Genomic DNA, 24,587 nt, shown 5'->3' on the forward strand with positions numbered 1-24,587 from the left:
CCTAACCGGCCCGGGGACCGGCTCGCCGCCGCAACGCCCCAGGCTACACTCCGCCCGTGAGGTGTAACGGCGCGTGAGCAGCCCGGAATTCCCCCGCAGCGAATTGGCCGCGGCCTTCGAGAAATTCGAGCAGACGGTGGCCCGTGCCGCCGAGACGCACGACTGGGACGCCTGGGTCGAGCACTACACACCCGACGTCGAGTACGTCGAGCACGCGGCCGGCACCATGCGCGGTCGCGACGAGGTGCGCACCTGGATCCAGCGGACGATGACCGCCTTTCCAGGCAGCCACATGGTCGAGTTCCCGTCGTTGTGGTCGGTGATCGACGAACCCACCGGCCGGATCATCATGGAGCTGGACAACCCGATGCGCGACCCCGGCGACGGCAGCGTGATCACCGCGACCAACATCTCGATCATCACCTACGCCGGCGACGGCCTGTGGCGCCGTCAGGAAGACATCTACAACCCGCTGCGCTTCGTGCAGGCCGCGCTCAAGTGGTGCCGTAAAGCCCAGGAGTTCGGCAACCTGGACGAGGACGCCGCGCGGTTCCTCCAGCAGTACGGCGGCGCGCAGTGAGTGCCAAACCCAAACTGGTCATCGGCGCCAACGGGTTTCTCGGTTCGCACGTCACCCGGCTACTGGTCGGGGACGGTCACGAGGTGCGGGCCATGGTGCGCGCGGGCGCCAACACCCGTTCCATCGACGACCTGTCGGTCACCCGCTTTCACGGCGACGTGTTCGACACCGCCACCGTGCGCGAGGCGATGGACGGCTGTGACGACGTGTACTACTGCGTCGTCGACACCCGCGCCTGGCTGCGCGACCCGGCGCCGTTGTTCCGAACCAACGTCGAGGGCCTGCGCAACGTGCTCGACGTCGCGAAAGACGTTGCGCTGCACCGGTTTGTGTTCACCAGCACGTACGCGACGGTGGATCGCCGGCACGGGCACGTCGCGACCGAATCCGACCGGATCCCGCCGGATCGCCGGGTGAGCCCGTACGTGCAGTCCCGGGTGCAGGCCGAAGACCTGGTGATGCGCTACGTCGCCGAGCGCAACCTGCCGGCGGTCGCGATGTGCGTCTCCACGACGTACGGCACCGGCGACTGGGGCGGCACCCCGCACGGCGCCTTCATCGCCGGCGCGGTGTTCGGCAAGCTGCCGTTCCTGATGAAGGACATCCAACTCGAGGTCGTCGGTGTGCAGGACGCCGCGCGGGCGATGATCCTGGCCGCCGAGCACGGCCGAAACGGTGAGAAGTATCTGATCTCGGAGAAGATGATCCCGTTGACCGAGGTGATCCGCATCGCCGCCGACGAGGCCGGTGTGCCACCGCCGCAACGCTCGATCCCGGTGCCGGTGCTCTACGCCCTCGGCGGCCTGGGCAGCCTGCGGGCCAAACTCACCGGCAAGGACGCCGAACTCAGCCTGGAGTCGGTGCGGATGATGCGGGCCGAAGCCCACGTGGACCACGGCAAGGCGGTGCGGGAATTGGGCTGGCAGCCACGCCCGGTCGAGGAATCGATCCGGGAGGCGGCCCGGTTCTGGGCGGACATGCGCAAGCCACAGGCGGCGCGCGACCTGTTCAAGCCGGACTGATTGTCCGGGCACCGGTGCCGTACCTGGACCGGGCGGGAATGGCCGATTCCGGGGTCGCGTTGAAATCGGTCAGCGACGAAAGAGGTGCAACATGAGCCACCCGGAAATCAAGGAACCCAGCGCCGGGCACCCGATCACGATCGAACCGACCGCCGGCCGGGTTCAGGTCCGCGTCCGCGGCGAGCTCGTCGCCGACACGACCGCGGCCCTGGGACTGCAGGAGGCCACTTTGCCTCTGGTGCAATACATTCCGCTGGCTGACGTGGTTCAGGACCGGCTTACCCGCTCCGACACCGCCAGCTACTGCCCGTTCAAGGGCGAAGCCAGCTACTACAGCGTGACGACGACGTCCGGCGAGACCGTCGCGGACGCGATCTGGACCTACGAGAACCCGTATCCGGCGGTCGCGGCGATCGCCGGGCACGTCGCCTTCTACCCGAACAAGGCCGAGATCGAGGTCAGTTAGGGGAACACCTTCGCCAGCGACTGCGTGTCGGTGTACTCGCGCACCGACACGATCAACCCGTCGCGGGTGTCGAAGATGCAGACGAACGGGCTTTCGTATTGGAGGCCGTCCGCTGTGGTGCCGTCCACCTGGCCCTCCACGACCACCGTCTCGCCCTCGTTGACGCAGCGGAGCAGGTCGATGTTGCACTCGAAGACCTTGCGGCGCCGCTCGAAGGCGTCCCGCAACTCCTGCTTGTCGTATTCCACCCGGGTGACGATGCTCCAGTAGGTGAAGTCGTCGCTGAGCAGCGTGAAGCCCTCGTCGGTATCCCCGCCCTCGCACATGCTCTGCAGGAACATCCAGGCCAGCTCGGCCTGCGGGTCGTCGAAGGGCGTCGTCACACCGTCATCCTGTCTCGACTGACTGTTTGCGGTCAATCAAGCGCAGACTGGTCACGATGCAGATCGCGCGAACCGTGACGTTCCCCGGAGCCGGCGGCTTCGGGCCCGCCTTGGCGCCGCACCGGCGCGGCCACGGCGACCCGTGCTTCCGCGCCCCGGGTGACGGAACGATCTGGCGCACCAGCCTGCTGCCGAGCGGACCGGTGACGGCGCGCATCAGCCGCGTGAGCCGCGACACCGCCCGGTGTGAGGCGTGGGGCGACGGTGCCGCGGAGTTCGCCGAGTTGTTCCCGGCGATGCTGGGCGCCGACGACGACACCTCCGACTTCGTGCCGCACCATCCGACGGTGGCCCGCGCTCACCGCATGGTTCCGCACCTGCGTCTGGGACGCACCGGACAGGTGCTGGAAGCCCTGATCCCGGCGGTCATCGAGCAACGCGTCCCCGGAGCCGACGCGTTCCGGTCCTGGCGGGTGCTGGTCACCAAGTACGGCACCCCGGCGCCCGGTCCGGCGCCGGAGGGAATGCGGGTGCGGCCCTCGGCGGACGCGTGGCGGTACATCCCGTCCTGGGAGTTCCACCGCGCCAACGTCGACCCCGGGCGGGCCCAGACCGTGGTGCGGTGTGCGCGGGTGGCCTCGTCGCTGGAGCGCCTGACGTCGCAACCGGCGGCCCAGGCCCGCGAAGCGCTGATGTCGCTACCGGGCGTCGGGGTGTGGACCGCCGCCGAGACCGCGCAACGGGCGTTCGGTGACGCCGACGCCTTGTCGGTCGGCGACTACCACGTCTGCAAGATGATCGGCTGGACGCTGCTGGGCTATCCGATCGACGACGCCGGCATGGTCGAACTGCTCGAACCGATGCGTCCGCATCGGCACCGGGTGGTGCGCCTTTTGGAGGTCAGCGGGCTGGCCTACGAGCCGCGCCGGGGGCCGCGACTGCCGGTGCAGCAAATCCATACGCTGTAGTGGCGATGGTTAAGGCCGTGGCCATCGGGTATTCGGTCCGGGAAAAGACGTAGGCGAGTTTTTCAGGGAGAAACCGATGACGCAGTTCACCATTCCGGGCTTGGGCGACAAAGAGGCAGCGCGACTGACCGAGATCCTGCAGCGGCAGTTGAGCACATACAACGACCTGCACTTGACGCTCAAGCACATCCACTGGAATGTGGTGGGCCCCAACTTCATTGGCGTACACGAGATGATCGACCCGCAGGTCGATGCGGTCCGGGGTTTCGCCGACGACGTGGCCGAGCGCATCGCCGCGCTGGGCTCCTCGCCGAAGGGCACTCCGAGCGCCATCATCGAGGACCGGGACTGGGACGACTACTCCGTCGGCCGCGACACCGTGCAGGCGCACCTGGCGGCACTGGACCTGGTTTACAGCGGTGTGATCGAAGACATCCGCAAAGCCATCGAGGAGACGGACGAACTCGATCAGGTGACCCAGGACCTGCTGATCGGACAGGCCGGTCCGTTGGAGAAGTTCCAGTGGTTCGTCCGGGCGCACCTGGAAAGCGCCGGCGGACAGTTGGCTCACCAGGGCGCGTCGACTGAGAAGGACGCGGCGGAGTCTGCCCGCGGGAGCTGAGGGTGTGAAGCCTGGGCGTTGGGAGTGAAGCCTGGGTGTTGGGAGTGAAGGTCGGCGCTGAGTGTGAAGCCCGGCGTTGGGAGTGAAGCCTGGGCGTTGGGAGTGAAGCCAGGCGTTGGGAGTGAAGCCTGGGCGTTGAGTGTGAAGCCTGGGCGTTGGGAGTGAAGCCCGGCGTTTTGGGAGTGAAGCCCGGGTGTTGAGTGTGAAGCCTGGGCGTTCGGAGTGAAGTCTGGCGTTGAGTGCGAAGCCCGGGCGTGGGGAGTGAAGCCTGGGCGTTGAGTGTGAAGCCTGGGCGTTCGGAGTGAAGCCTGGGTGGGAAATCGTCGGAAATTCCGCCCTGGTTACCCGCTCAACGCCAAGCTTTCACGCTCAACGCCAAGCTTTCACGCTCAAAAGCGTGAGGCCTACCCGGCTTGCCTGGCGACGCCTCGACCAGAGCGCAGCCAGGAATAAACGGACCCGAGTCCGGTTGTACTGGGTATCACCGACTCAGGAGGTACCTATGCCCGCGATCACCGCAGACACGTTGACGTTGCCGAGGGTGGCACCGGCCGGACCCGCCGACGCCGAGCGTCCGGTCCGATCCGTCACCACCGGGCCTCGGGGGTATGAGGGCCTGGGATTCCCGGTGGTCCGGGCTTTCGCCGGAGTCAGCCCCGCCGCGCTGGACCCGTTCGTGCACATGGACCAGCTGGGCGAGGTGGACTATCAGCCGGGCGAGCCGCGCGGCACCGACTGGCACCCGCACCGCGGCTTCGAAACCGTGACATACCTGATCGACGGCAAATTCGCCCACCAGGATTCGCACGGTGGCGGCGGATTGATCGGCGACGGCGCCACCCAGTGGATGACGGCCGGGTCGGGAATCCTGCACATCGAGACCCCACCCGCCGAGATGGTGGACAGCGGCGGGGTCTTCCACGGCATCCAGCTGTGGGTGAATCTGCCCAAGCGGGACAAGTTCGCTCCGCCGCGTTACCAGGCCATCGAGGGCGGCGACGTCAAGCTGCTGGCATCCGAGGACGGCGGCTCGCTGCTGCGCATCATCGCCGGCGACGTGTCGGGCCACCACGGTCCCGGAGTCACCCACACACCGATCACCTTGGCGCACGCGACCATCGAAAGCGGTGCGCGACTGAACATCCCGTGGCGCCCCGACTTCAACGCGCTGGTCTACGTGCTGTCCGGGGAGGGGACGGTCGGTGCGGCGGGCCGCCCGATCAGGCAGGGTCAGCTGGCGGTCCTCGGTCCGGGTGATCGCATCACCGTGGCCGCCCGGCTGGGCCGGAACCCCATGGACGTGTTGCTGCTGGGCGGGCAACCGCTTCGGGAGCCGGTATTCCACTACGGCCCGTTCGTGATGAACTCCAAGGCCGAGGTGATCGAGGCCCTGGAGGACTACCAATCGGGCAAGTTCGGAAGTATCCCGGCGAACGCGCTAACGCCGCGGCGAGGCGGTGGCACACTCTAGTAATGCCGCATGTGGCAAGTCGCGGGCCCGGGCGCCCCCCCGCTGCAAAAGCCGACGAGACGCGTAAACGCATCGTGCGGGCGGCCCGTCAAGTGTTCAGCGAACGTGGCTACGACGGCGCGACGTTCCAGGCCATCGCGATCCGCGCCGACCTGACCCGTCCCGCGATCAACCATTACTTCGCCAGCAAGCGGGTGCTGTACACCGAAGTCTCCGATCGGACTACCGACCTGGTGGTCAACGCCGGCATCGAACGGGCGCGGGGCGAGCAGACGCTGTTGGGCCGGGTGGGAGCCTTCGTCACCACAGCGATCGAGGCTGACACCGAAAACCCTTGTACCGCAGCATTTTTAGCTACTGCCGTGCTGGAGTCGCAGCGGCATCCGGAGCTGCGACGGACCGAGAACGACACGGTGCGGATCACCCGAGAATTCCTGATCTGGGCCGTCGACGAGGCCCGCGAGGGCGGGGAACTCGCCCCCGGCATCGACGGCGACCGACTGGCGGAGGCTTTGCTGCTGATGCTGTGCGGGGTGGGTTTCTACGCGGGCTTCGTCGGCAGCTTCCAGGAGGTGGAGAACATCCTCGGGACGCTGGGCCAGCTGATCGGGGGGAATTTGTGGAGCCCCGCCGCCAGCCGGCAGTGACCTGACCCACGAAGCGTATAGTTTACCTAAGTTATTAGGTAGCATGGATGGTCATGACGGATCTCCACACGCCCTCGTTGCGTACCGCCGGCGACAGCTGGCTCATCACCGAAAGCGTCGGCGCCACCGCGTTGGCAGTAGCCGCATCGCGCGCGGTGGAGACGGCCGGGCCGGACCCGCTGATCCGCGACGAGTTCGCACAGGTGCTGGTCGCCACGGCCGGACCGGCGTGGGCCAGGCTCGCCGACCCGAGCATCGCCTGGCTCGACGGCGACGAACACGGCAGACGCCTGCACCGGGTGGGTTGCGACTACCAGGCGGTGCGCACCCGCTACTTCGACGAGTACTTCGGCAGCGCCGTGCGGGACGGTATCGGGCAGGTGGTGATCCTGGCCGCCGGCCTGGACTCGCGGGCATACCGGTTGCAGTGGCCGACCGGGACCCAGCTATACGAGATCGACCAGCCCAAGGTGCTGGAGTACAAATCCGAGGTGCTCGGTTCCCACGGTGCGGTCCCGTCGGCAACCCGGCATGCCGTCGCGGTGGACCTGCGTGAGGACTGGCCGGCGGCGCTGATCGAGGCCGGGTTCGACCCGTCGCGCCCCACCGCCTGGCTGGCCGAGGGGTTGCTGGCGTATCTGCCCAGCGACGCCCAGGACCGGCTGTTCCAGCTGTGCACCGCACTGAGCGCGCCGGGCAGTCGTCTCGCCGTCGAGGCATTCACCATGGTCGTCGACGGCAACCGGCAGCGCTGGGACCGGATGCGGGACCGGCTCGGTCTGGACGTCAACATCGGCGCGCTCACCTACCACGAGCCGGAGCGTTCGGATCCAGCACAATGGCTCACCGACCACGGCTGGCAGGTCCACAGCGTGGACAATCACCAGGAAATGGCCCGGCTGGGCCGTCCGGTACCCGAAGATCTGGTCGACGAGGCCATCACCGCCACGCTGATGTGGGGCCACCTGGCAGGAGTGCAGAAATGAGCGGATTACGCAGCCACGACGACACCTGGGACATCAGGACCAGCGTCGGCACCACGGCCGTGATGGTCGCCGCGGCGCGGGCGGTGGAAACCGAACAACCCGACGCCCTGATCCGGGACCCCTACGCAAAACTCCTGGTGACCAACGCCAACGCCGGAGTGCTGTGGGAGGCCATGCTCGACCCCGCCGTCGCGGCCAAGGTGGAAGCGATGGACGCCGAAGCCGCGGCCATGGTCCGGCACATGCGCGGTTACCAGGCGGTGCGGACCCACTTCTTCGACACCTTCTTCCGCGACGCCGTCGCCACCGGGATCCGGCAGGTCGTCATCCTGGCGTCGGGCCTGGATTCACGGGCGTATCGACTGGACTGGCCGGCCGGGACCACCGTCTTCGAGATCGACCAGCCGCAGGTCCTGGAGTACAAGTCGACGACCCTGTCCGAGAACGAGGTGACGCCGTCGGCCGACCGCCGGGCGGTGGCGATCGACCTGCGCCAGGACTGGCCGGGCGCGCTGCGCGACGCCGGCTTCGACCCCACCGCACCGACGGCGTGGCTGGCCGAAGGGCTGCTGATGTACCTGCCCGCCGAGGCGCAGGACAAGCTGTTCACCCAGGTCAGCGAGTTGAGCGCGCCAGGCAGCCGCATCGCTGCCGAAACCGCACCCGCGCACGCCGACGACCGCCGCCAGCAGATGCGCGAACGGTTCAAGAAGGTCGCCGAGGAGATCGGGCTGGAAGAGACCATCGACGTCGGCGAGCTGATGTATCGCGACGAGCACCGGGCACCGGTCGACGAGTGGTTGAACAGTCACGGCTGGCGGGCTGTCGCCGTGAGCTCCCCCGACGAGATGCAGCGACTGGACCGCTGGGTGGTCGACGTGCCCATGGCCGACGACAAGGACGCGTTCTCCGACTTCGTGATGGGCGAGCGGCTGTAGCGGCGCCTTCTGTCCATTCCTTCCGGGTGACTAGGATCGGGAGTTATCACCCACGAGCGACCGCTGGCCGACGGCTGCGGGCACCTCGGGAAGGAAGGACAACGATGACCACCGAATCCCCGCCCGCCCCCCCGCAGTCGCAAGCTGCCGAAGACGTCGACATCGCCGGAACCGTCGACCGCCTGCGCCGGACGTTCGCTTCCGGACGCACCCGCAGTTACGAGTGGCGCAAGCACCAGTTGCTGCAGCTGGCCAAGCTGGTCGAGGACAACGAACCGGCCATCGCCGCCGCGCTGGCCGAGGACCTGGACCGCAATCAGGTCGAAGCGTTCATCGCCGACATCGCCACCACCGCCGGTGAAGCCAAGTACGCGGCCAAGAAGCTGAAGAGATGGATGCGCCGCAAGTACCTGCTGCTGGAGGCGCCGCAGCTGCCCGGCCGCGGTTGGGTGGAGTACGAGCCGTACGGCACCGTGCTGATCATCGGCGCGTGGAACTACCCGTTCTATTTGACCCTCGGTCCCGCGGTCGGCGCGCTGGCCGCCGGCAACGCCGTCATCCTCAAACCCTCCGAGATCGCCCCGGCGTCGTCGCGCCTGATGGCCGAGCTGGTGCCCAAGTACCTGGACACCGACGCGGTCGCGGTGATCGAGGGTGACGGGTCCGTCACGCAGGAGCTGATCGGGCAGGGCCTGGACCGCGTGCTGTTCACCGGCGGCACCGAGATCGGCCGCAAGGTCTACGAGGGCGCCGCCAAGCACCTGACCCCGGTCACCCTCGAACTGGGCGGCAAGAGCCCGGTGATCGTGGCCGCGGACGCCGACGTGGACGTCGCGGCCAAGCGGATCGCCTGGATCAAGATCATGAACTCCGGGCAGACCTGCGTCGCGCCCGACTACGTGCTGGCCGACGCCACGATCCGCGACGAGCTCGTCGACAAGATCGGTTCCGCGCTGACCAAGTTCCGGGCCAACGACAACCAGGCCGGTATGCGCATCGTCAACGAGCGCCAGTTCGACCGGTTGACCGGGTACATCGACGCGGCTGAAGCGGACGGCAAGGGGAAGGTCGCGGTCGGCGGCAAGTCCGACGCGTCCAGCCTGCGCATCCAGCCGACCGTCGTCGTGGACCCGGATGTGGACGGACCGTTGATGCAGAACGAGATCTTCGGCCCGATCCTGCCGGTCATCACGGTCACGTCGCTGGACGAGGCGATCAATTTCGTCAATGCCCGGCCCAAGCCGCTGTCGGCCTACCTGTTCACCAAGACGAAGGGAACCCGCGAGCGGGTGATCAAGGAGGTGACGGCCGGCGGCATGCTGATCAACCACCTCGCCTTCCAGGTGTCGACGGCCAAGCTGCCGTTCGGTGGCGTCGGCTCCTCCGGCATGGGCGCCTACCACGGGAAGTGGGGTTTCGACGAGTTCAGCCACCGCAAGTCGGTGCTGACGAAGCCGACCCGCCCCGACTTCTCCAAGATGATCTACCCGCCGTACACCGATCGGGCTTTCAAGCTGGCCCGCAGGCTGTTCTAGCCTGAGCCGTCCACTTATTGCGTTGCAGAGAGGAAACTGATGCCCGGAGTGCAGGATCGTGTCGTCGTAGTAACCGGCGCCGGCGGGGGATTGGGTCGTGAATACGCCCTGAACCTCGCCCGGGAGGGCGCCAGCGTCGTGGTCAACGACCTCGGTGGTGCCCGCGACGGCACCGGTGGCGGGTCGGCGATGGCCGATCAGGTCGTCACCGAGATTCGGGACGCCGGGGGCCGCGCGGTCGCCAACTACGACAGCGTCGCCGAAGCCGACGGTGCGGCCAACATCATCAAGACCGCGCTCGACGAGTTCGGCGCCGTGCATGGTGTGGTGAGCAACGCCGGGATCCTGCGCGACGGCACCTTCCACAAGATGACGTCGGAGAACTGGGACGCCGTGCTCAAGGTGCACCTGTACGGCGGCTACAACGTGATCCGCGCGGCCTGGCCGCACTTCCGCGAGCAGAGCTACGGACGCGTCGTGGTGGCCACCTCGACCAGCGGGTTGTTCGGCAACTTCGGCCAGACCAATTACGGCGCAGCGAAATTGGGCCTGGTGGGTCTGATCAACACGCTGGCACTCGAGGGCGCCAAGTACAACATCCACGCCAACGCGGTCGCCCCGATCGCGGCCACCCGGATGACCGAGGACATCATGCCCAAGGAGGTGCTGGAGAAGCTGACCCCGGAGTTCGTCGCGCCGGTGGTGGCCTACCTGTGCACCGAGGAGAACCCGGACAACGGCTCGGTGTTCGTCGTCGGGGGCGGCAAGGTGCAGCGGGTTGCGCTGTTCCAGAACGACGGGGTGAACTTCGACAAGCCGCCGACGGTGCAGGATGTGGCGGACGAGTGGGGCCAGATCACCGATCTGTCGGCCGCGCAAAAAGCTGGATTCAAGCTCTGACCGATCCGGCGAAAGCACCTCGCGCTTCATGAAAGCTTCGGTAGTACAAGAGCTTTCCGGTCCGTCCGGCCTTGTCTACACCGATGTCGAGGACGTATCCGATGGCGGTGGCAACATCGTCATCGAGGTACGCGCCGCCGGGGTGTGCTTCCCCGACCTGCTGCTGACCAAGGGCAAGTACCAGCTGAAGTTGCCGCCCCCGTTCGTGCCCGGGATGGAGACGGCCGGTGTGGTGCGGTCGGCGCCGGTGGACTCGGGTTTCCGTGTGGGCGAACGGGTTTCGGCATTCGGTGTGCTCGGCTGTTATGCCGAGCAGGTGGCCGTCCCGGTGTCGCACGTGATTCGCAGCCCGGCCGAACTCGACGACGCCGAATCGGTGTCGTTGTTGGTCAACTACAACACCATGTATTTCGCGCTGTCCCGGCGCGCGGTGATGCGGCCCGGTCAGACGGTGCTGGTGCTGGGCGCGGCCGGCGGGGTGGGCACCGCCGCCGTCCAGATCGCCAAGGCGATGGGCGCCAGCCAGGTGATCGGCGTGGTGCACCGCGAAGCGGCCATGGCCTACGTCAAGGCCCTGGGTGCCGACCAGGTGCTGCACCTGAGCGAAGGCTGGGTCGAGCGGGTGCTCGCGCACACCAACGGCCAGGGGGTGGACATCGTCGTCGACCCGATCGGTGGCAAGACTTTCGACGACGCGATCCGCGCGCTGGCGATCGACGGCAAACTGCTGGTGATCGGGTTCGCCGCGGGCAGCATCCCCACCCTGACGGTCAACCGGTTGTTGCTGCGCAACGTCGGCGTGCTGGGCGTGGCCTGGGGCGAATACCTCAACAAGGTTCCGGGCTCGGCGGTGCTGTTCTCGTCGGGGCTCAACCAACTGGTTTCGTTGGGCCTGAAACCGCCTCCACCACAACGCTATCCGCTGTCCGAAGCGCGAGCCGCGCTGCAGAGCCTGGACGACGGCGGCGTGCTCGGCAAGGTCGTGCTGGAGCCTTAGGCGAACAGGCTGTTGATCTCGGCGACGATGTCACTGGCCGCGTGCTGGAAGACCCGCACTTCGAACCCGGCCATCAGGACTCCCAACCCCACGGTCGCGGCGGCCGGCTTGCCGAACGCGTTGATCAGTCCGTTGACCGGATCTCCGTTGAGCGCCTGCAGTATTCCGTCGCCGAACAGGCTGATGTTGTAGGCCGGGAGGGCGGTCACGGCGGCATTGAGGATGTCGGTGGTGGGCAGCACAGTCGAGTAAGCCGACGCGGCAACGGCCGATGCGGTGTAACCGATCTTGAGGTTCGCGTTCAGTGCCGACTGGACGAAGTTCTGCGGCGACGACAGTGAGTACTGCGCGCCGGCCAGGATCTTGTTGCTGAGTCCCGCCGTGTCGACCGTCGGGATCAGCTCGACGAAGTCCGACGGGCCGATCAGCGAGACTTCGTGGCCGAAGTCGGCGATCCCCTGCTGGACTCCGGCGGCCAGCGCGGAGATGATCTCGCCGGGCGGCACCGGTGGGATCACGCCGAACCCGGTGGCGACGTTCGGCGGATCCGGTGACCAGCCGTTGGTGGTGCTGCCATACCCCAGGTTCACGATGACTTCGGTGCAGGGCTCGACGAGCGCGGCGAGCGGGTGACCGATGATCGGGATGGCCCGCAGCGGGGACAGGATCGGCAGGTTCTCGGTGGGAACCATGAAGTACTCGGTCAGGGTTGGGTGGGTGGTGTTCGTCAGCTGGATCGCGTTGGCCAGCGTTATGTCCGACAGGAACGGATAGCGGCCGTGTAGCTCGATGATGCCCAGGAATGCGTTGATGTCGGACACCACGTTGAGCGGGTATTGCGGGAAGCCGCCGAATCCGTCGTACTCGATGGTGTAGATGCGCGACGGGAACGAGTTGTCCGGGGTCGCCACGCCGAACACGTCCAGACCCAGGCTCGGTAATGCGAGCCCCGGAAAGCGCGCCAGCAGACCGCCGTTCGGATTGCTCGGATTGCCGACCAACGTGAAGTTCAGATGCTCGAACGGGCCGCCCGCCGGCACCGGCGTGTTGGTGGGGTTGAGCGCGATCATCTCCATCGAGGCGATGACCGCGCTCTGGGAGTAGCCGAACACGTTGACCTGAGTAGCGGTGAGTTTGCCGAAGGCGTCCCGAATCGCGTTGTCCAAGATGGTCAAGCCGCGCGCCGCCGACACGTCGAACGTCAGGTCCTTGATGCCGGTAAGGGGATACAAACCCTCGGGGGTGTTGATGCCGAGGTTGATTCCGCCGCCCCAGATCGGGTCGATATAGGCAAGGGGAATGCCCTGGATGTAGTCCTCGATCGGGATCGGATATCCGCTGGCGCCCATCACCAGCGTGAAGACACCGGCGGCAGGGGCTGCGGCGACATTACCGAGCAGCGACCGGATCGGCGACAGAACCGGATTGAGTGCGTTGCCGACGGCGTTGGCCAATTCGGTTTGTACGTAAGCCAATCCGCCGCCGGTCAGGATGCGGGCGAACTGCTCCTGGAACGCGGTCGCCTGCCGCGCGGCACCCTGGTACTCCGCGGCGAAGTCGTTCATCAGTTGCGCGAACGCGACCGAAACCTCGTCGGCGGCCGCGGCCAACACACCCGTCGCCGGGGTCGCTGCGCCGATCGCGGTGCGAAGTTGTTCCAGATCGGCTGCGGCAGTTGCGATCAAGTCCGGCTGAACGGCCAGGTACGACATGAGCCCATCCTTCGAATGACGAGGCCCCCCTGCCAGAGATCAGCTTAGGCCGACTGACGGTGCCGCATACGACTTTCTGAGAAAGCCTCCGCTACGAGATCACGTCGGTCGGAATCAGTGCACCGGTGAGGTTGTCGATGATCGAGGTGACCGTGTCGATCGTCACGATCAGCTGGAACCCTCCCGACAGGGTGAACAACGCGACGTCCGCGGCGATCGGGTTGCCGAACGCGTTCACCAGCCCCATCGGGTCGCCGTTGAGGGCCTGCTGGATGCCGTCCAGGAACAGGTTGAGGTTGTAGGACGGCAGGGTGGTGAGCAGGCTGTTCGCGATGTCGGCGGTCGGTAGCAGCGCCGCGTAGCCGTCGGCGGCGGACGCGGTGATGGCGGTGGTGATGTTTGTGTTCGCCGCCTTGAGCGCGTCGAAGACGCCGTTGACGGAGAAGCCGGTCAGCGACGGCACCTCGAACGGCAACCCGCCGCCTCCGCCGCCGCCCCCGCCGGTCGGCACCAGGTCGGTCAGCGACGGCAGCGTCGTCGGGACCATGCCCTGGATGTCGCCCACGAAGGCATTCCAGCCCTGGTTGGCCAGGACGATCTGGTCGCCGATGAAGTTCGCCGGGATTGGCGGGATCAGGCCAAACGGGGTGTGCACGTCGGCATAGCCGGTCGAGTAGCCGTAGTGCGGGTCGCCGTAGCCCCAGTTGACCAGGTAGGTCAGGTTCGGTTCGATCAGGTCCGCGATTGCATTGCCGAACACCGGGATCGAGCGGAACGGCTGGACGAGTGGCAGGCCGTCGTAGGTGATCACGTAGTAGTGGTCGGTGAGATTGCCCGGGGACACCGGCAATTCGACCATGCTGTAGCCGGGGGCCAGTGCGCCGTTCGCTCCGATGATGCTCGGATAATCGCCGTGCACGGTCTGGATACCGAGGAATGCGTTGAGGTCGGCCAGGAAGTTGATCGGATACCTCGGGAACTGCGTGTACCCGTCGTACTGCAACGAGAACATGTTGAGCGGATAGCCCGTGTTCGACGGCGTCGGGCCGAAGAAGTCCAGACCCAGCGCCGGCAGGGACAGGCCGGGGAATCGCGACAGCAGACCGCCGTTGGGCGCCATCGGGTTGCCCAGCAGCGTGAAGGTCAGTGGATTCAGCGGGTCGTAGGTTATTCCCGAGGCGACCAGATTGCGCAACTCGATCGAGGAGAGGACCGCACTCTGCGAGTAGCCCAGTACCGAAACGCTCTGTGGGTTCGGTCCTGCCATCAATCCGGTCGGCGAGAAGAGCGCATTGTGCAACATTTCGACGCCCCGCTGGACCGAGACGTTGAGCGTCAGATCCTTGATGGCGGTGAGCGGATACAGCCCTTCGGGAGTGTTCAGCGGGATCGACAGCGGATCGGTCACATGGAACTGGATCCACGGCCGCACCGCAGCCATGTAGGCCAGCGACGGTATCGGCGTGCCGCTGCCGGTCATGATCAATGCCACGTCGGTGGTCGGCAAGATCGTCGGAAGCGGCGTATTGACCGGTGTGCCGCCGGATATGGCGGGCGGCGCGAACAACGCCTGGATCGGTGCCAGCAGCGGCTGCAGCGGCGCCAGTAGCGCGTCGAGTGGCGATGCCGCGGCCAGCGCTGCCGCCCCGGCGATTTCGGCTTCGGCGTAGGCGAGGCTGGCCGTCGTCAATGCCCGGGTGAATTCCGCGTGAAACGCCGCCGTTTGACCGACGACCTGCTGGTACTCCAGGCCGAACACACCGAACAGGCGGGCCGCGGCTTCGGACACCTCGTCGGCGGCAGCGGCCGCCAAACCTGTGGTGGGGCCGGCCACCGCTGAGTTGATCTCGGCCAGGGCCGTCTGGAGGCCGGCCAGATTCTCGGCGGCGGCGGCCATCAGCTGCGGTTGCGTCGCTAGATATGACATCGGCGAATTCCCTTCACGGCCAAGGTATTTCGATACTCGACGGAGCTCGCTGACCCGGCGCTGAGGGTCATCATCGAGCCCGGCACCTGTCAGACTAGAACGGCCGCGTCGACCGCATAGTGCTTTTGCCGACTAAATATCTACGGGATCAGCGACTGGATGTCTTTGATGGTTGCGGCGAGGGCCTCGGTGATCACGAGGAATTCGACCCCGCCGGCCACCGACGCCAACCCGATGTCGGCGGCGATCGGGTAGCCGATCGCGTTGATCAGGTTGCCTTGCGCGAGCTGTTCGGTGAACAGCTGCACGTTGTAGGCGGGTAGCGACGTGAAGATCGACAGGCCGATGTCCGCGGTGGGAAGTAGCACGGCGTAGTTGGTCGAGATGATCGAGGCGACCGTGTTGACGATCTTGGTCGGGGACGGGAAGGCGGCCGCCTTCAGGGCGATATCGGACGGCGACGGCAGCGTCAGCGTCGGGGCGGTGACCGGTTGCGCGGCGATCGCCTGCAGGTCGGTGGCGAAGTTCTGGACACCCTGCTGGGTGCCGGTCGCGAGTGCGTTGAACACGTTGACCGGGGAAGCCGCACCCGTCAGGTCGGGGAACAGTCCGAACGGCGTCGGGATATCCGGGGGACTGGTGGAGTAGCCGTAGGCCGGGTCACCGTAGCCGAGGTTGACGAGCACCCTCGTGCTCGGCTCGAGCAGGTTGGCCAGCGGATTGCCGATGACCGGTATCGCCCGCAGCGGCTGCAGCAGCGGCAGGTGCTCGGTCGGGATGATGTAGTACTCGGTGTTGCCGGTGTAGCCCGGCGACGGTGTCAGCGGGATGGCGTTGTCGATCTGCGCTGGGGTCAGCGACAGGTATGTCGGATGAACGTAGATGATGCCCGCGATCGCGTTCAGGTCGGAGATGATGTTGAGCGGATACTTCGGGAAGTCGGCGAAGCCGTCGTATTCCAGCGTGTAGATCTTCGTCGGGTAGATGATGTCCGACGGTGTGGAGCCGTAGAAGTCCAGCCCCAGCGACGGCATCGACAGACCCGGAAACCGCGACAGCAGACCGCCGTTGGGGTTCATCTCGTTGCCGGTCAACACGAAGCTGAGTTGGTTGGCGAGCGGTGGGGCCGCACCGAAACTCGACAGACCGGCCGCGAGGTTGCGCATGTACAGCGAGGAGATGACCGCGCTCTGCGAAATCCCGAACACCGTCACGGTTTCGCCGAGGTTGTTGATCTGGTTGTAGACGGCGGTGTCGAGGATACTCAGCCCGACGCCGACCGATCTGTTGAAATACATGCTGCGCACGCCGGTGAGCGGGTAGAGCTCCTCGGGGGTGTTCAGGCCGATCTTGGCCAGGCCCGTACGGACGTACAGGTCGTTGGCCTTCTCGATGAACGTGGGCGTGACGATGGGCACTCCGGTGCCGCTCAAGAACAGCGATACCGAAGCCGCGCTGGCGGCCTGAGTCGGCGCCAGCAGCCCGCCCAGCGCGGCGGCGGCGGCCGATTCGGCGTTGGCGTAGGCGTTCGCCGCCGCGGCCAGCGACTGCTGGAACTGCCCCTGGAAGCCCGCCACCCGACCAAGCACATCCTGGTACTCCAGGCCCAACGCGCCGAAGAAATTCGCGACCGCTGCCGACACCTCGTCGCCGGCCGCCGCCAGCACAGACGAGGTGGGTGCGGCCGCCGCCGCGCTGGCCGCTCTGATCGCCGCCCCGATCCCTTCGAGATCCACCGCCGCCGCCGTCAGTGTGTGCGGCTCAGTCAACAAGAACGACATTCCCGATGTCCCTTCCCCGCGGCCCGGCGCGGCGTTGACGCAAGCGTAAGGGGACCGGGCGGGGCTGTCTGGCGTTTAGCGACAAGCGTTTTCGCTACCGAAACAGGAGCCGTCGCTCCGATCAGAAGGAAAGGCTCTGCAAGTCCTGAGCTATTTCCGCGGCTGCTTCCACGACCGCGATGAATTCGATCATGCCGCCCAGCGCTGCCAAACCGGCGGTGGCGGCGAGGGGGAGTTCGATCGCCCCCCTGATGTCGCCCTGAGCAAGCTGGCTCAAGAACAAGGTCGTGTTGTAGGCGGGCAGCGTGGTGGCGAAAGCCGTCGCCAGGTCGGCCGTCGGCAGTAGCACCGAATAGCCGGTGGACACGACCGACGCCAACGTGTTGGCGATGTTGACCGGGGTCGCCGGCACCGGGGGCGGCGACGCAGGCAGATATGCCTGGATCAGCGGCGGGAACGCGGGCGTGGGAATCACCGGCGGGGTCGTCAGCGCGCTCGGCGCCACCGCCAGGAAATCGTTGATGCCCTGATTGGTTCCGGCGATCAGGGCGTTGACGACGACGTCGGGCGGAATCTCCGGGAACAGCCCGAACGGGGTGGGCACGTTGGCCGGGCCGGTGGAGTAGCCGAAGTTGGGGTCGCCGTAGCCGAGGTTGACGAGCACCTTCAGATTCGGTTGCACCAGCGCCGCGATGGGTTCGCCGATGACCGGTATGGCCCGCACCGGATCCAGCAGCGGTAGGTCCGGGTGCGGGATGAGGTAGTACTTGTTGCTGGTGGTGCCGTCCGTCGGCAACTCGATGGCCGACGCGATCTGCGCGGGAGTCAGGTCGGCGTAGGTGGTGTGCACCGTGATGATGCCGAAAACCGCGTTGAGGTCGGACAGGATGTTGAGCGGATAGCGCGGGAAGTCGGCGAACCCGTCGTATTCGAGCGTGTAAGTGGTGGTCGGGTACGGCCCGTCCGGGGTGGCCCCGTAGAACGGCAGACCCAGCGTGGAGATGTTCAGTCCGGGGATGCGCGCCAGGATGCCGCCGTTGGGGTTCATCTCGTTGCCGGTCAAGATGAAGCTGAGCTGCGACGGGTCCGGAGCCAGCGGGCCCAGCGAGATGTAGTGCTGCATCAACAGCGAGGAAATGATGGCGCTCTGCGAGTAGCCGAAAACGGTGACGTTGTTACCGCCGTTGATTTGCTCCCACACCGCGGTGTTGAGGATTTGCAGTCCCTGCTGCACCGAGGTGGCCAACGGCAGGGATCGCACCCCGGTGATCGGATACAGCTGCTCGGGGGTGTTCAGCGCCGACACGATCGCGCCCGGCGCAAGTGGTTGGACGAACAGGGTGTTGATGGCGTTGAGGTACGCCGCGCCCGGTATGGGTGTTCCGGTGCCGCCCATGATGATTGCCACGCCAGTGGGACTGAACGGCGCCGCCGATGTCGGTATGGTGAGCCCGGCCGTCGCGGCCTGGATCAATTGAGCGGTGTTGATCGCTTCGGCGTTGGCGTAGTACTCCACGGTGGCGGTCAGCCGCTGCACCAACCCGTCGTAGAGCAACCCGAGATTGCTACTGACAGCTTGGAATTCGGAGCCGAAGCCGCCGAAGAAGTTCGCGATCGCAACCGACACCTCGTCCGCGGCGGCCATCGCGATACCGGTCGTCGGCACGGCCGCGGCGGTGGCCGCCGCACCGATGACCGAACCGATACCCGCCAACTCGGTTGCCGCCGCTGCCAATACGGGCGGCTGCGCGAAAACATACGACAAGCTCTATCCCTCCTGCGTCGAGGGTAGAGCGATCACACCGGGCTGTCTGGCCTTTGGCCGAGCTCATAGTGAGACTCAGTCGAGCAGTGCCCTGCGCAGCCGCGTCACGTGGTCGTCGGAGATGCCCGCGTCGCGCAGGTAGCCCTGCAGCGATCCGTGCGTCTCGTCGATCGATTGCCAGGCGGCGGTCAGATATTCGGCGCGCACACCCAGCACCCCGTCGGACAGCCGCGCTTTGGTGAACGTCTCGACCTCGGGAGTCAGTTCGACGTCGGCGCGCTGCTGGATCATCTCGGTGATGCGGTCGCGCAGTTGGGCTACCGCGTGGTTGCTGCGCAGGTAGTCGGTGACGATGAGGTCGCGGTCCAGCCCGACGGCCTCGAGCACCGTGGCGACCACGAAACCGGTGCGATCCTTGCCGGCGAAGCAGTGCGTCAGCACGGGTCGTCCGTCGGCCAACAGGGTGAACACCCGGTGCACCGCCCGTTGCGCCCCGTTACGCGTTGGGAATTGGCGGTATTCGTCGGTCATGTACTTGACCGCTTTGGCCTCGATGGCTTCGTCTGTTTCGTCCGCTTCGCCGTTGGCACCTTCGATCATCAGGCGCTTGAACGCGGACTCGTGCGGCGCCTCGTCGTCGGTGCCGCCGTCGGACTTGTCGTCGTCGGCGAGATCCGGGAACGGCAGCAGGTGGACGTCGATCCCGTCGGGAACGCGCCCCGGACCGCGGCGGGCCACCTCACGGGCCGCGCGCAGGTCGGCGACATCGGTGATGCGCAACTGCCGCAGCACCGCGCGGCCGTCGTCGTCCAGGCTGCTCAGCTCACTGGACCGGAACAGCCGGCCCGGACGCAGACCCGGCACGATGTCCGCGACATCACGAAAGTTCCACGCGCCCGGCAGATTTCGCAGACCGTCAGGCATGGCCGGTGACCGCCGCGGCGAGCGCGGACTGCTCCCCGCCGAGCTCTTTGCGCGCGATGGTGCGCATGTGGACCTCGTCGGGGCCGTCGAAGATCCGCATCGCCCGGTGCCACCCGTACAGCCGGGCCAGCGGGGTGTCGTCGCAGATGCCGGCGGCGCCGTGCACCTGGATCGCGCGGTCGATGACGTCGCAGGCGACCTGCGGGGCCACCGCCTTGATCTGGGACACCAACAGGTGCGCCGCTTTGTTGCCGTGCTGGTCGATGGTCCATGCCGCCTTCTCGCACAACAGCCGGGCCTGGTCGATCTCGTTGCGCGACTTGGCAATTGCGTGCTGCACCAGCCCCTGGTCGGCCAGCGGCTTGCCGAAGGCGATGCGGCTGTTGGCCCGGTGCACCATGAGCGCCAACGCCCGTTCGGCACCGCCGAGCGCACGCATGCAGTGATGGATGCGGCCCGGTCCCAGCCGCGCCTGGGCGATCGCGAACCCGGAGCCCTCCTCGCCCAGCAGATTGCTGGCCGGGACCCGCACGTTGTCGTAGACGACCTCGCAGTGCCCGTGCTGGTCCTGCCAGCCGAACACACCGGTCGAGCGGACCACGGTCACACCGGGGGTGTCGATCGGGACCAGCACCATGGACTGCTGCTGGTGGCTGGCCGCCTCGGGGTTGGTGCGGCCCATCACGATCAGGATCTTGCAGCGCGGGTCCGCCGCGCCCGAGGTCCACCACTTGCGGCCGTTGATCACGTAGTCGGCGCCGTCGCGCACGATCGAGGTCTCGATGTTGCGGGCGTCGCTGCTGGCGACCGCCGGTTCGGTCATGGAGAAGGCACTGCGGATCTCGCCGTTGAGCAGCGGCTCCAGCCAGTCCTTGCGCTGCTGCTCGGTGGCGAACAGGTGCAGCGTCTCCATGTTGCCGGTGTCGGGTGCCGCGCAGTTGAGCGCTTCGGGGGCTATCTCCAAACTCCAGCCGGACAGCTCGGCCAGCGGCGCGTAGTCCAGGTTGGTCAGTCCCGACTCGGCCGGCAGGAACAGGTTCCACAGACCGCGCTCCCGGGCCTTGATCTTGAGGTCCTCGACGATCGGCGGCACGGTGTGGTCGTCGGGCCCGGCCTCGTGCCGGTACTTCTCGTATTCGGCTTCGGCTGGGAAAACGAACTCCGTCATGAAGTCGGTCAATTTCTTGTGGTAGTCGCTGGCTTTGGCCGACATCGCGAAGTCCATGACCGCCACGATATAGCCGGGCGCGAGCAGACACAGAATCGCATCCGGGAGGCCGAATTAGTGCGATTCTGTGTCTTCTCGCGGGAGGTGCCCGCAGCGCGAGGTGACCCAGCTCGCGGGTAGAAATGGAGCCCATGCGCCCGTTCACTCTCGAGACCGCGCTGCAGAAGGTGCAAGCCGCCGAGGACGCCTGGAACACCTGCGACCCGGAACGGGTCAGCCTGGCCTACACCGTCGACTCGGTCTGGCGGAACCGCGACGAGCACCTGACCGGCCGCGCGCAGATCGTCGAATTCCTGACCCGGAAATGGCGGCGCGAACTCGACTATGCGCTACGCAAGAGCCTCTGGAGCTTCCATGACAACCGCATCGCGGTGCGATTCCAGTACGAATGCCGCGACCGCACCGGCCAGTGGTTCCGCAGTTACGGCAACGAGCTCTGGGAGTTCGACGACGAGGGTCTGATGGCCCGGCGCGAAGCCAGCATCAACGACGTCCCGATCGCCGAATCGCAGCGGCGAATCTTCGGCCCGCGGCCACAAAACGAGCGCAGCCAGGAAATACCGCTCTGGTAGTCGCGTTATTTGAGCAGGCCGATAGTCCCGTAGGGTGTCTGAGCAATCAGATCGGGGCCGGGTCCACAGACCGCTCCCAAAGCCAGTGAGACAGTGAGAAAGTTGATGCACGCGCCATGACAGAAGCGCAGACAGGGCTCGTAAAGGTCGGGGTTGTCGCCGAATCCGGAGCCGACGAGCGGCGCGTCGCGCTGGTACCCAAGGCGGTCGCGGGGCTGGTGAACAGTGGCGTGGCCGTGGTGGTCGAGTCCGGCGCGGGCGAGCGGGCGCTGCTGCCCGACGACCTCTACACCCAGGCCGGGGCCACCATCGGCGACGCCTGGGGAGCCGACATCGTGGTCAAGGTGGCTCCCCCGACCGCCGACGAGGTAGGCAAGCTGCGCAGCGGCCAGACGCTCATCGGATTCCTGGCTCCCCGCAACGCCGACAACTCGATCGGCGCACTCAAGCAGGCCGGCGTGCAAGCGTTCGCGCTCGAAGCCATTCCGCGTATTTCGCGGGCACAGGTGATGGACGCCCTGTCGTCGCAGGCCAACGTCGCCGGGTACAAGGCCGTGCTACTGGCCGCGTCCGAGTCGACCCGGTTCTTCCCGATGCTCACCACCGCGGCGGGCACCGTGAAGCCGGCCACCGTGCTGGTGCTCGGTGTCGGCGTGGCCGGCCTGCAGGCTTTGGCCACGGCCAAGCGCCTGGGTGCCCGGACGACGGGGTACGACGTGCGCCCCGAGGTCGCCGACCAGGTGCGTTCGGTGGGCGCGCAATGGCTCGACATCGGTATCGACGCGGCCGGTGAGGGCGGGTACGCCCGAGAGCTGACCGACGAGGAACGCGCCCAGCAGCAGAAGGCCCTGGAAAAGGCGATCAGCGGCTTCGACGTCGTGATCACGACCGCGCTGGTGCCGGGCCGTCCGGCGCCGCGCCTGGTCACCGCCGCCGCGGTGGAGGCGATGAAGCCGGGCAGCGTGGTGGTGGACCTGGCCGGGGAGACCGGCGGCAACTGCGAGCTCACCGAGCCCGGCCAGGTCGTCGTCAAGCACGACGTGACCATCGCGTCGCCGCTCAACCTGCCCGCCACCATGCCCGAGCACGCCAGCGAGCTGTACAGCAAGAACATCACCGCGCTGCTGGACCTGTTGATCAAGGACGGCCAACTCGCGCCGGACTTCGACGACGAGGTCATCGCGGACTCGTGTGTGACCCGCGAACGACAGAAGGACTCCTAGATGTACGACGAACTATTGGCCAACCTGGCGATCCTGGTGCTGTCCGGGTTCGTCGGGTTCGCGGTGATCTCCAAGGTGCCCAACACCCTGCACACCCCGCTGATGTCGGGCACCAACGCCATCCACGGCATCGTCGTGCTCGGCGCGCTGGTGGTGTTCGGCAGGGTGGAGAACCCGTCGATCGCGGTGCAGATCATCCTGTTCGTGGCGGTGGTGTTCGGCACGCTCAACGTGATCGGCGGCTTCATCGTCACCGACCGGATGCTGGGCATGTTCAAGGGCAAGAAGAAGGCGCTTCCCGCTGCCAAGTCGGAGGAGGCCGCCAAATGAACTACCTCGTGATCGTCCTCTACATCATCTCGTTCTCGCTGTTCATCTACGGCTTGATGGGCCTGACCGGCCCTAAGACCGCGGTGCGCGGCAACCTGATCGCCGCTGTCGGCATGACGCTGGCGGTGGCGGCGACATTGGTGATGATCCGGCACACCAGCCAGTGGCCGCTGATCATCGCCGGGCTGGTCGTGGGCGTGGTGCTCGGCGTGCCGCCGGCACGGTTGACCAAGATGACCGCGATGCCGCAGCTGGTGGCGTTCTTCAACGGCGTGGGCGGCGGCACTGTCGCTCTCATCGCGCTCTCGGAGTTCATTCAGACGTCCGGTTTCTCCGACTTCAAGCACGGTGAGTCGCCGACCGTCCACATCGTGGTGGCTTCGCTGTTCGCCGCGATCATCGGCTCGATCTCGTTCTGGGGCTCGATCATCGCGTTCGGCAAGCTGCAGGAGATCATTTCGGGCGCACCGATCGGCTTCGGCAGAGCGCAGCAACCGATCAACCTGTTGCTGCTGCTCGGGGCCGTCGGCGCCGCGGTGGTCATCGGTCTGAACGCGCATCCCGACCTCCCCGGAGCGTCGTTGTGGTGGATGATCGGCCTGCTGGCCGCGGCCGGTGTGCTGGGTCTGATGGTGGTGCTGCCGATCGGCGGCGCCGACATGCCGGTGGTGATCTCCCTGCTCAACGCCATGACCGGGCTGTCGGCCGCGGCGGCGGGACTGGCGCTGAACAACACCGCGATGATCGTCGCCGGCATGATCGTCGGCGCGTCCGGATCCATCCTGACCAACCTGATGGCCAAGGCGATGAACCGGTCGATCCCGGCCATCGTCGCGGGTGGCTTCGGCGGCGGCGGTATCGCGCCCAGCGGTGGTGACGGCGGCGAGAAGACCGTCAAGGCCACCTCGGCCGCGGATGCTGCCATCCAGATGGCCTACGCCAACCAGGTGATCGTGGTGCCGGGCTATGGGCTGGCCGTGGCGCAGGCACAGCACGCCGTCAAGGACATGGCGGCGCTGCTGGAGGGCAAGGGCGTCGAGGTCAAGTACGCGATCCACCCGGTCGCCGGCCGGATGCCGGGGCACATGAACGTGTTGCTTGCCGAGGCCGAAGTCGACTACGACGCGATGAAGGACATGGACGACATCAACGACGAATTCGGCCGTACCGACGTCGCGATCGTCATCGGCGCCAACGACGTCACCAATCCGGCGGCGCGCAACGACTCGTCCAGCCCGATCTTCGGCATGCCGATCCTCAACGTCGACAAGGCCAAGTCGGTGATCGTGCTGAAGCGGTCGATGAATTCGGGATTCGCCGGTATCGACAACCCGCTGTTCTACGGCGAGGGCACCAGCATGCTGTTCGGGGACGCCAAGAAGTCGGTGACCGCGGTCGCCGAGGAGTTAAAGGCTCTCTAAACCGGTGGGTAGGCCGGCGGCGGATAGCCGTTGCCGGACTCCACACCGCGCAGACCCCAGGTGAGATAGCTGAAGAAGAACTCGATCTCGTCGCTTCCGTCGTAGTCAGGACTCGGGTCCATTACTCCGCCTTTCTGATCGCGACTGAGGTTCTCCGGCGAGTCTAGTCCCATCCACGTCGCGGCAACA

General features: G+C 66.6%; 24 protein-coding genes. 16 read left to right on the plus strand and 8 right to left on the minus strand.

All coding sequences use genetic code 11. From position 1 onward, the window contains the following. Nucleotides 1-73 precede the first annotated feature (73 nt). From AC5Y4D_RS02650 to AC5Y4D_RS02660, 3 genes are all read left to right on the plus strand, one after another. Nucleotides 74-580, plus strand: coding sequence for a nuclear transport factor 2 family protein (locus tag AC5Y4D_RS02650; RefSeq protein ID WP_499991327.1), 507 nt, complete (start codon nt 74-76; stop codon nt 578-580). After that, complete coding sequence (locus AC5Y4D_RS02655) at nt 577-1,602, plus strand: NAD-dependent epimerase/dehydratase family protein (RefSeq protein ID WP_499991325.1); 1,026 nt, start codon at nt 577-579, stop codon at nt 1,600-1,602. The genes AC5Y4D_RS02650 and AC5Y4D_RS02655 overlap by 4 nt, the downstream gene beginning before the upstream one ends. Nucleotides 1,603-1,693: 91 nt before the next feature. Then, nucleotides 1,694-2,068, plus strand: a complete 375-nt coding sequence (locus AC5Y4D_RS02660; RefSeq protein WP_499991323.1) for a DUF427 domain-containing protein — start codon at nt 1,694-1,696, stop codon at nt 2,066-2,068. Here the strand turns inward: AC5Y4D_RS02660 and AC5Y4D_RS02665 are convergent. Next, nucleotides 2,065-2,409, minus strand: a complete 345-nt coding sequence (locus AC5Y4D_RS02665; protein WP_499943921.1) for a nuclear transport factor 2 family protein — start codon at nt 2,407-2,409, stop codon at nt 2,065-2,067. The two genes, AC5Y4D_RS02660 and AC5Y4D_RS02665, sit on opposite strands and share 4 nt — an antisense overlap. Before the next feature lie 98 nt (nt 2,410-2,507). On the opposite strand from AC5Y4D_RS02665, the gene AC5Y4D_RS02670 reads away from it, so the two are divergent. From AC5Y4D_RS02670 to AC5Y4D_RS02710, 9 genes are all read left to right on the plus strand, one after another. After that, the gene (locus AC5Y4D_RS02670; protein WP_499991321.1) at nt 2,508-3,419 is read left to right on the plus strand and encodes a DNA-3-methyladenine glycosylase family protein; all 912 of its coding nucleotides are present in this window, start codon (nt 2,508-2,510) and stop codon (nt 3,417-3,419) included. A 76-nt stretch (nt 3,420-3,495) separates the two neighbouring features. Continuing rightward, nucleotides 3,496-4,041 carry a Dps family protein gene (locus AC5Y4D_RS02675; RefSeq protein ID WP_499943907.1) on the plus strand — a complete coding sequence of 182 codons (546 nt, stop codon included), beginning with the start codon at nt 3,496-3,498 and terminating at the stop codon, nt 4,039-4,041. A gap of 502 nt (nt 4,042-4,543) precedes the next feature. Next, a complete protein-coding gene (locus AC5Y4D_RS02680; protein WP_499946343.1) occupies nt 4,544-5,512 on the plus strand; it encodes a pirin family protein in 969 nt (322 codons plus the stop codon). A 2-nt stretch (nt 5,513-5,514) separates the two neighbouring features. Next, the gene (locus AC5Y4D_RS02685; protein ID WP_499946342.1) at nt 5,515-6,159 is read left to right on the plus strand and encodes a TetR/AcrR family transcriptional regulator; all 645 of its coding nucleotides are present in this window, start codon (nt 5,515-5,517) and stop codon (nt 6,157-6,159) included. Nucleotides 6,160-6,212: 53 nt separating this feature from the next. Then, nucleotides 6,213-7,145: a class I SAM-dependent methyltransferase gene (locus AC5Y4D_RS02690; protein ID WP_499946341.1), complete on the plus strand. Its 933-nt coding sequence runs from the start codon at nt 6,213-6,215 to the stop codon at nt 7,143-7,145. After that, nucleotides 7,142-8,083: a class I SAM-dependent methyltransferase gene (locus AC5Y4D_RS02695; RefSeq protein ID WP_499946340.1), complete on the plus strand. Its 942-nt coding sequence runs from the start codon at nt 7,142-7,144 to the stop codon at nt 8,081-8,083. The genes AC5Y4D_RS02690 and AC5Y4D_RS02695 overlap by 4 nt, the downstream gene beginning before the upstream one ends. A gap of 104 nt (nt 8,084-8,187) precedes the next feature. Beyond that, nucleotides 8,188-9,618, plus strand: a complete 1,431-nt coding sequence (locus tag AC5Y4D_RS02700; RefSeq protein WP_499946339.1) for an aldehyde dehydrogenase family protein — start codon at nt 8,188-8,190, stop codon at nt 9,616-9,618. Nucleotides 9,619-9,657: 39 nt separating this feature from the next. After that, entirely contained in the window at nt 9,658-10,518 is an 861-nt protein-coding gene (locus AC5Y4D_RS02705; protein WP_499946338.1) for an SDR family NAD(P)-dependent oxidoreductase, read from the plus strand. Nucleotides 10,519-10,546: 28 nt separating this feature from the next. Then, complete coding sequence (locus AC5Y4D_RS02710) at nt 10,547-11,515, plus strand: NADPH:quinone oxidoreductase family protein (RefSeq protein WP_499946337.1); 969 nt, start codon at nt 10,547-10,549, stop codon at nt 11,513-11,515. Here AC5Y4D_RS02710 and AC5Y4D_RS02715 read toward each other — a convergent pair. The 6 genes from AC5Y4D_RS02715 to AC5Y4D_RS02740 form a co-directional block, all read right to left on the minus strand. Then, nucleotides 11,512-13,227 carry a PE family protein gene (locus tag AC5Y4D_RS02715; protein ID WP_499946336.1) on the minus strand — a complete coding sequence of 572 codons (1,716 nt, stop codon included), beginning with the start codon at nt 13,225-13,227 and terminating at the stop codon, nt 11,512-11,514. The two genes, AC5Y4D_RS02710 and AC5Y4D_RS02715, sit on opposite strands and share 4 nt — an antisense overlap. Before the next feature lie 91 nt (nt 13,228-13,318). Then, a complete protein-coding gene (locus AC5Y4D_RS02720) occupies nt 13,319-15,154 on the minus strand; it encodes a PE-PPE domain-containing protein (RefSeq protein ID WP_499946335.1) in 1,836 nt (611 codons plus the stop codon). Between the two features lie 140 nt (nt 15,155-15,294). Then, complete coding sequence (locus AC5Y4D_RS02725; protein ID WP_499946334.1) at nt 15,295-16,935, minus strand: PE family protein; 1,641 nt, start codon at nt 16,933-16,935, stop codon at nt 15,295-15,297. 121 nt (nt 16,936-17,056) lie between these two features. Then, nucleotides 17,057-18,700, minus strand: coding sequence for a PE family protein (locus AC5Y4D_RS02730; protein ID WP_499946333.1), 1,644 nt, complete (start codon nt 18,698-18,700; stop codon nt 17,057-17,059). A gap of 75 nt (nt 18,701-18,775) precedes the next feature. Beyond that, the gene (locus AC5Y4D_RS02735; protein WP_499946332.1) at nt 18,776-19,624 is read right to left on the minus strand and encodes a tyrosine-protein phosphatase; all 849 of its coding nucleotides are present in this window, start codon (nt 19,622-19,624) and stop codon (nt 18,776-18,778) included. Continuing rightward, complete coding sequence (locus AC5Y4D_RS02740) at nt 19,617-20,837, minus strand: acyl-CoA dehydrogenase family protein (protein ID WP_499946349.1); 1,221 nt, start codon at nt 20,835-20,837, stop codon at nt 19,617-19,619. Before AC5Y4D_RS02740 ends, AC5Y4D_RS02735 begins: the two co-directional genes overlap by 8 nt. A gap of 137 nt (nt 20,838-20,974) precedes the next feature. Here AC5Y4D_RS02740 and AC5Y4D_RS02745 point away from each other — a divergent pair, with 137 nt between their 5' ends. The 4 genes from AC5Y4D_RS02745 to AC5Y4D_RS02760 all read left to right on the plus strand — a co-directional run bounded on the left by AC5Y4D_RS02745 (nt 20,975) and on the right by AC5Y4D_RS02760 (nt 24,398). After that, nucleotides 20,975-21,424, plus strand: a complete 450-nt coding sequence (locus AC5Y4D_RS02745) for a nuclear transport factor 2 family protein (protein WP_499946331.1) — start codon at nt 20,975-20,977, stop codon at nt 21,422-21,424. Between the two features lie 116 nt (nt 21,425-21,540). Continuing rightward, nucleotides 21,541-22,647, plus strand: a complete 1,107-nt coding sequence (locus AC5Y4D_RS02750; RefSeq protein WP_499946330.1) for a Re/Si-specific NAD(P)(+) transhydrogenase subunit alpha — start codon at nt 21,541-21,543, stop codon at nt 22,645-22,647. Continuing rightward, nucleotides 22,648-22,977: an NAD(P) transhydrogenase subunit alpha part 2 gene (locus AC5Y4D_RS02755; protein WP_499946329.1), complete on the plus strand. Its 330-nt coding sequence runs from the start codon at nt 22,648-22,650 to the stop codon at nt 22,975-22,977. It abuts the gene before it with no gap. Then, nucleotides 22,974-24,398 carry an NAD(P)(+) transhydrogenase (Re/Si-specific) subunit beta gene (locus tag AC5Y4D_RS02760; RefSeq protein WP_499946328.1) on the plus strand — a complete coding sequence of 475 codons (1,425 nt, stop codon included), beginning with the start codon at nt 22,974-22,976 and terminating at the stop codon, nt 24,396-24,398. Before AC5Y4D_RS02755 ends, AC5Y4D_RS02760 begins: the two co-directional genes overlap by 4 nt. Here the strand turns inward: AC5Y4D_RS02760 and AC5Y4D_RS02765 are convergent. Next, nucleotides 24,395-24,520, minus strand: coding sequence for a hypothetical protein (locus AC5Y4D_RS02765; RefSeq protein ID WP_499946327.1), 126 nt, complete (start codon nt 24,518-24,520; stop codon nt 24,395-24,397). The two genes, AC5Y4D_RS02760 and AC5Y4D_RS02765, sit on opposite strands and share 4 nt — an antisense overlap. Nucleotides 24,521-24,587 lie beyond the last annotated feature (67 nt).

This window comes from Mycobacterium sp. NGS67, from assembly GCF_059812185.1.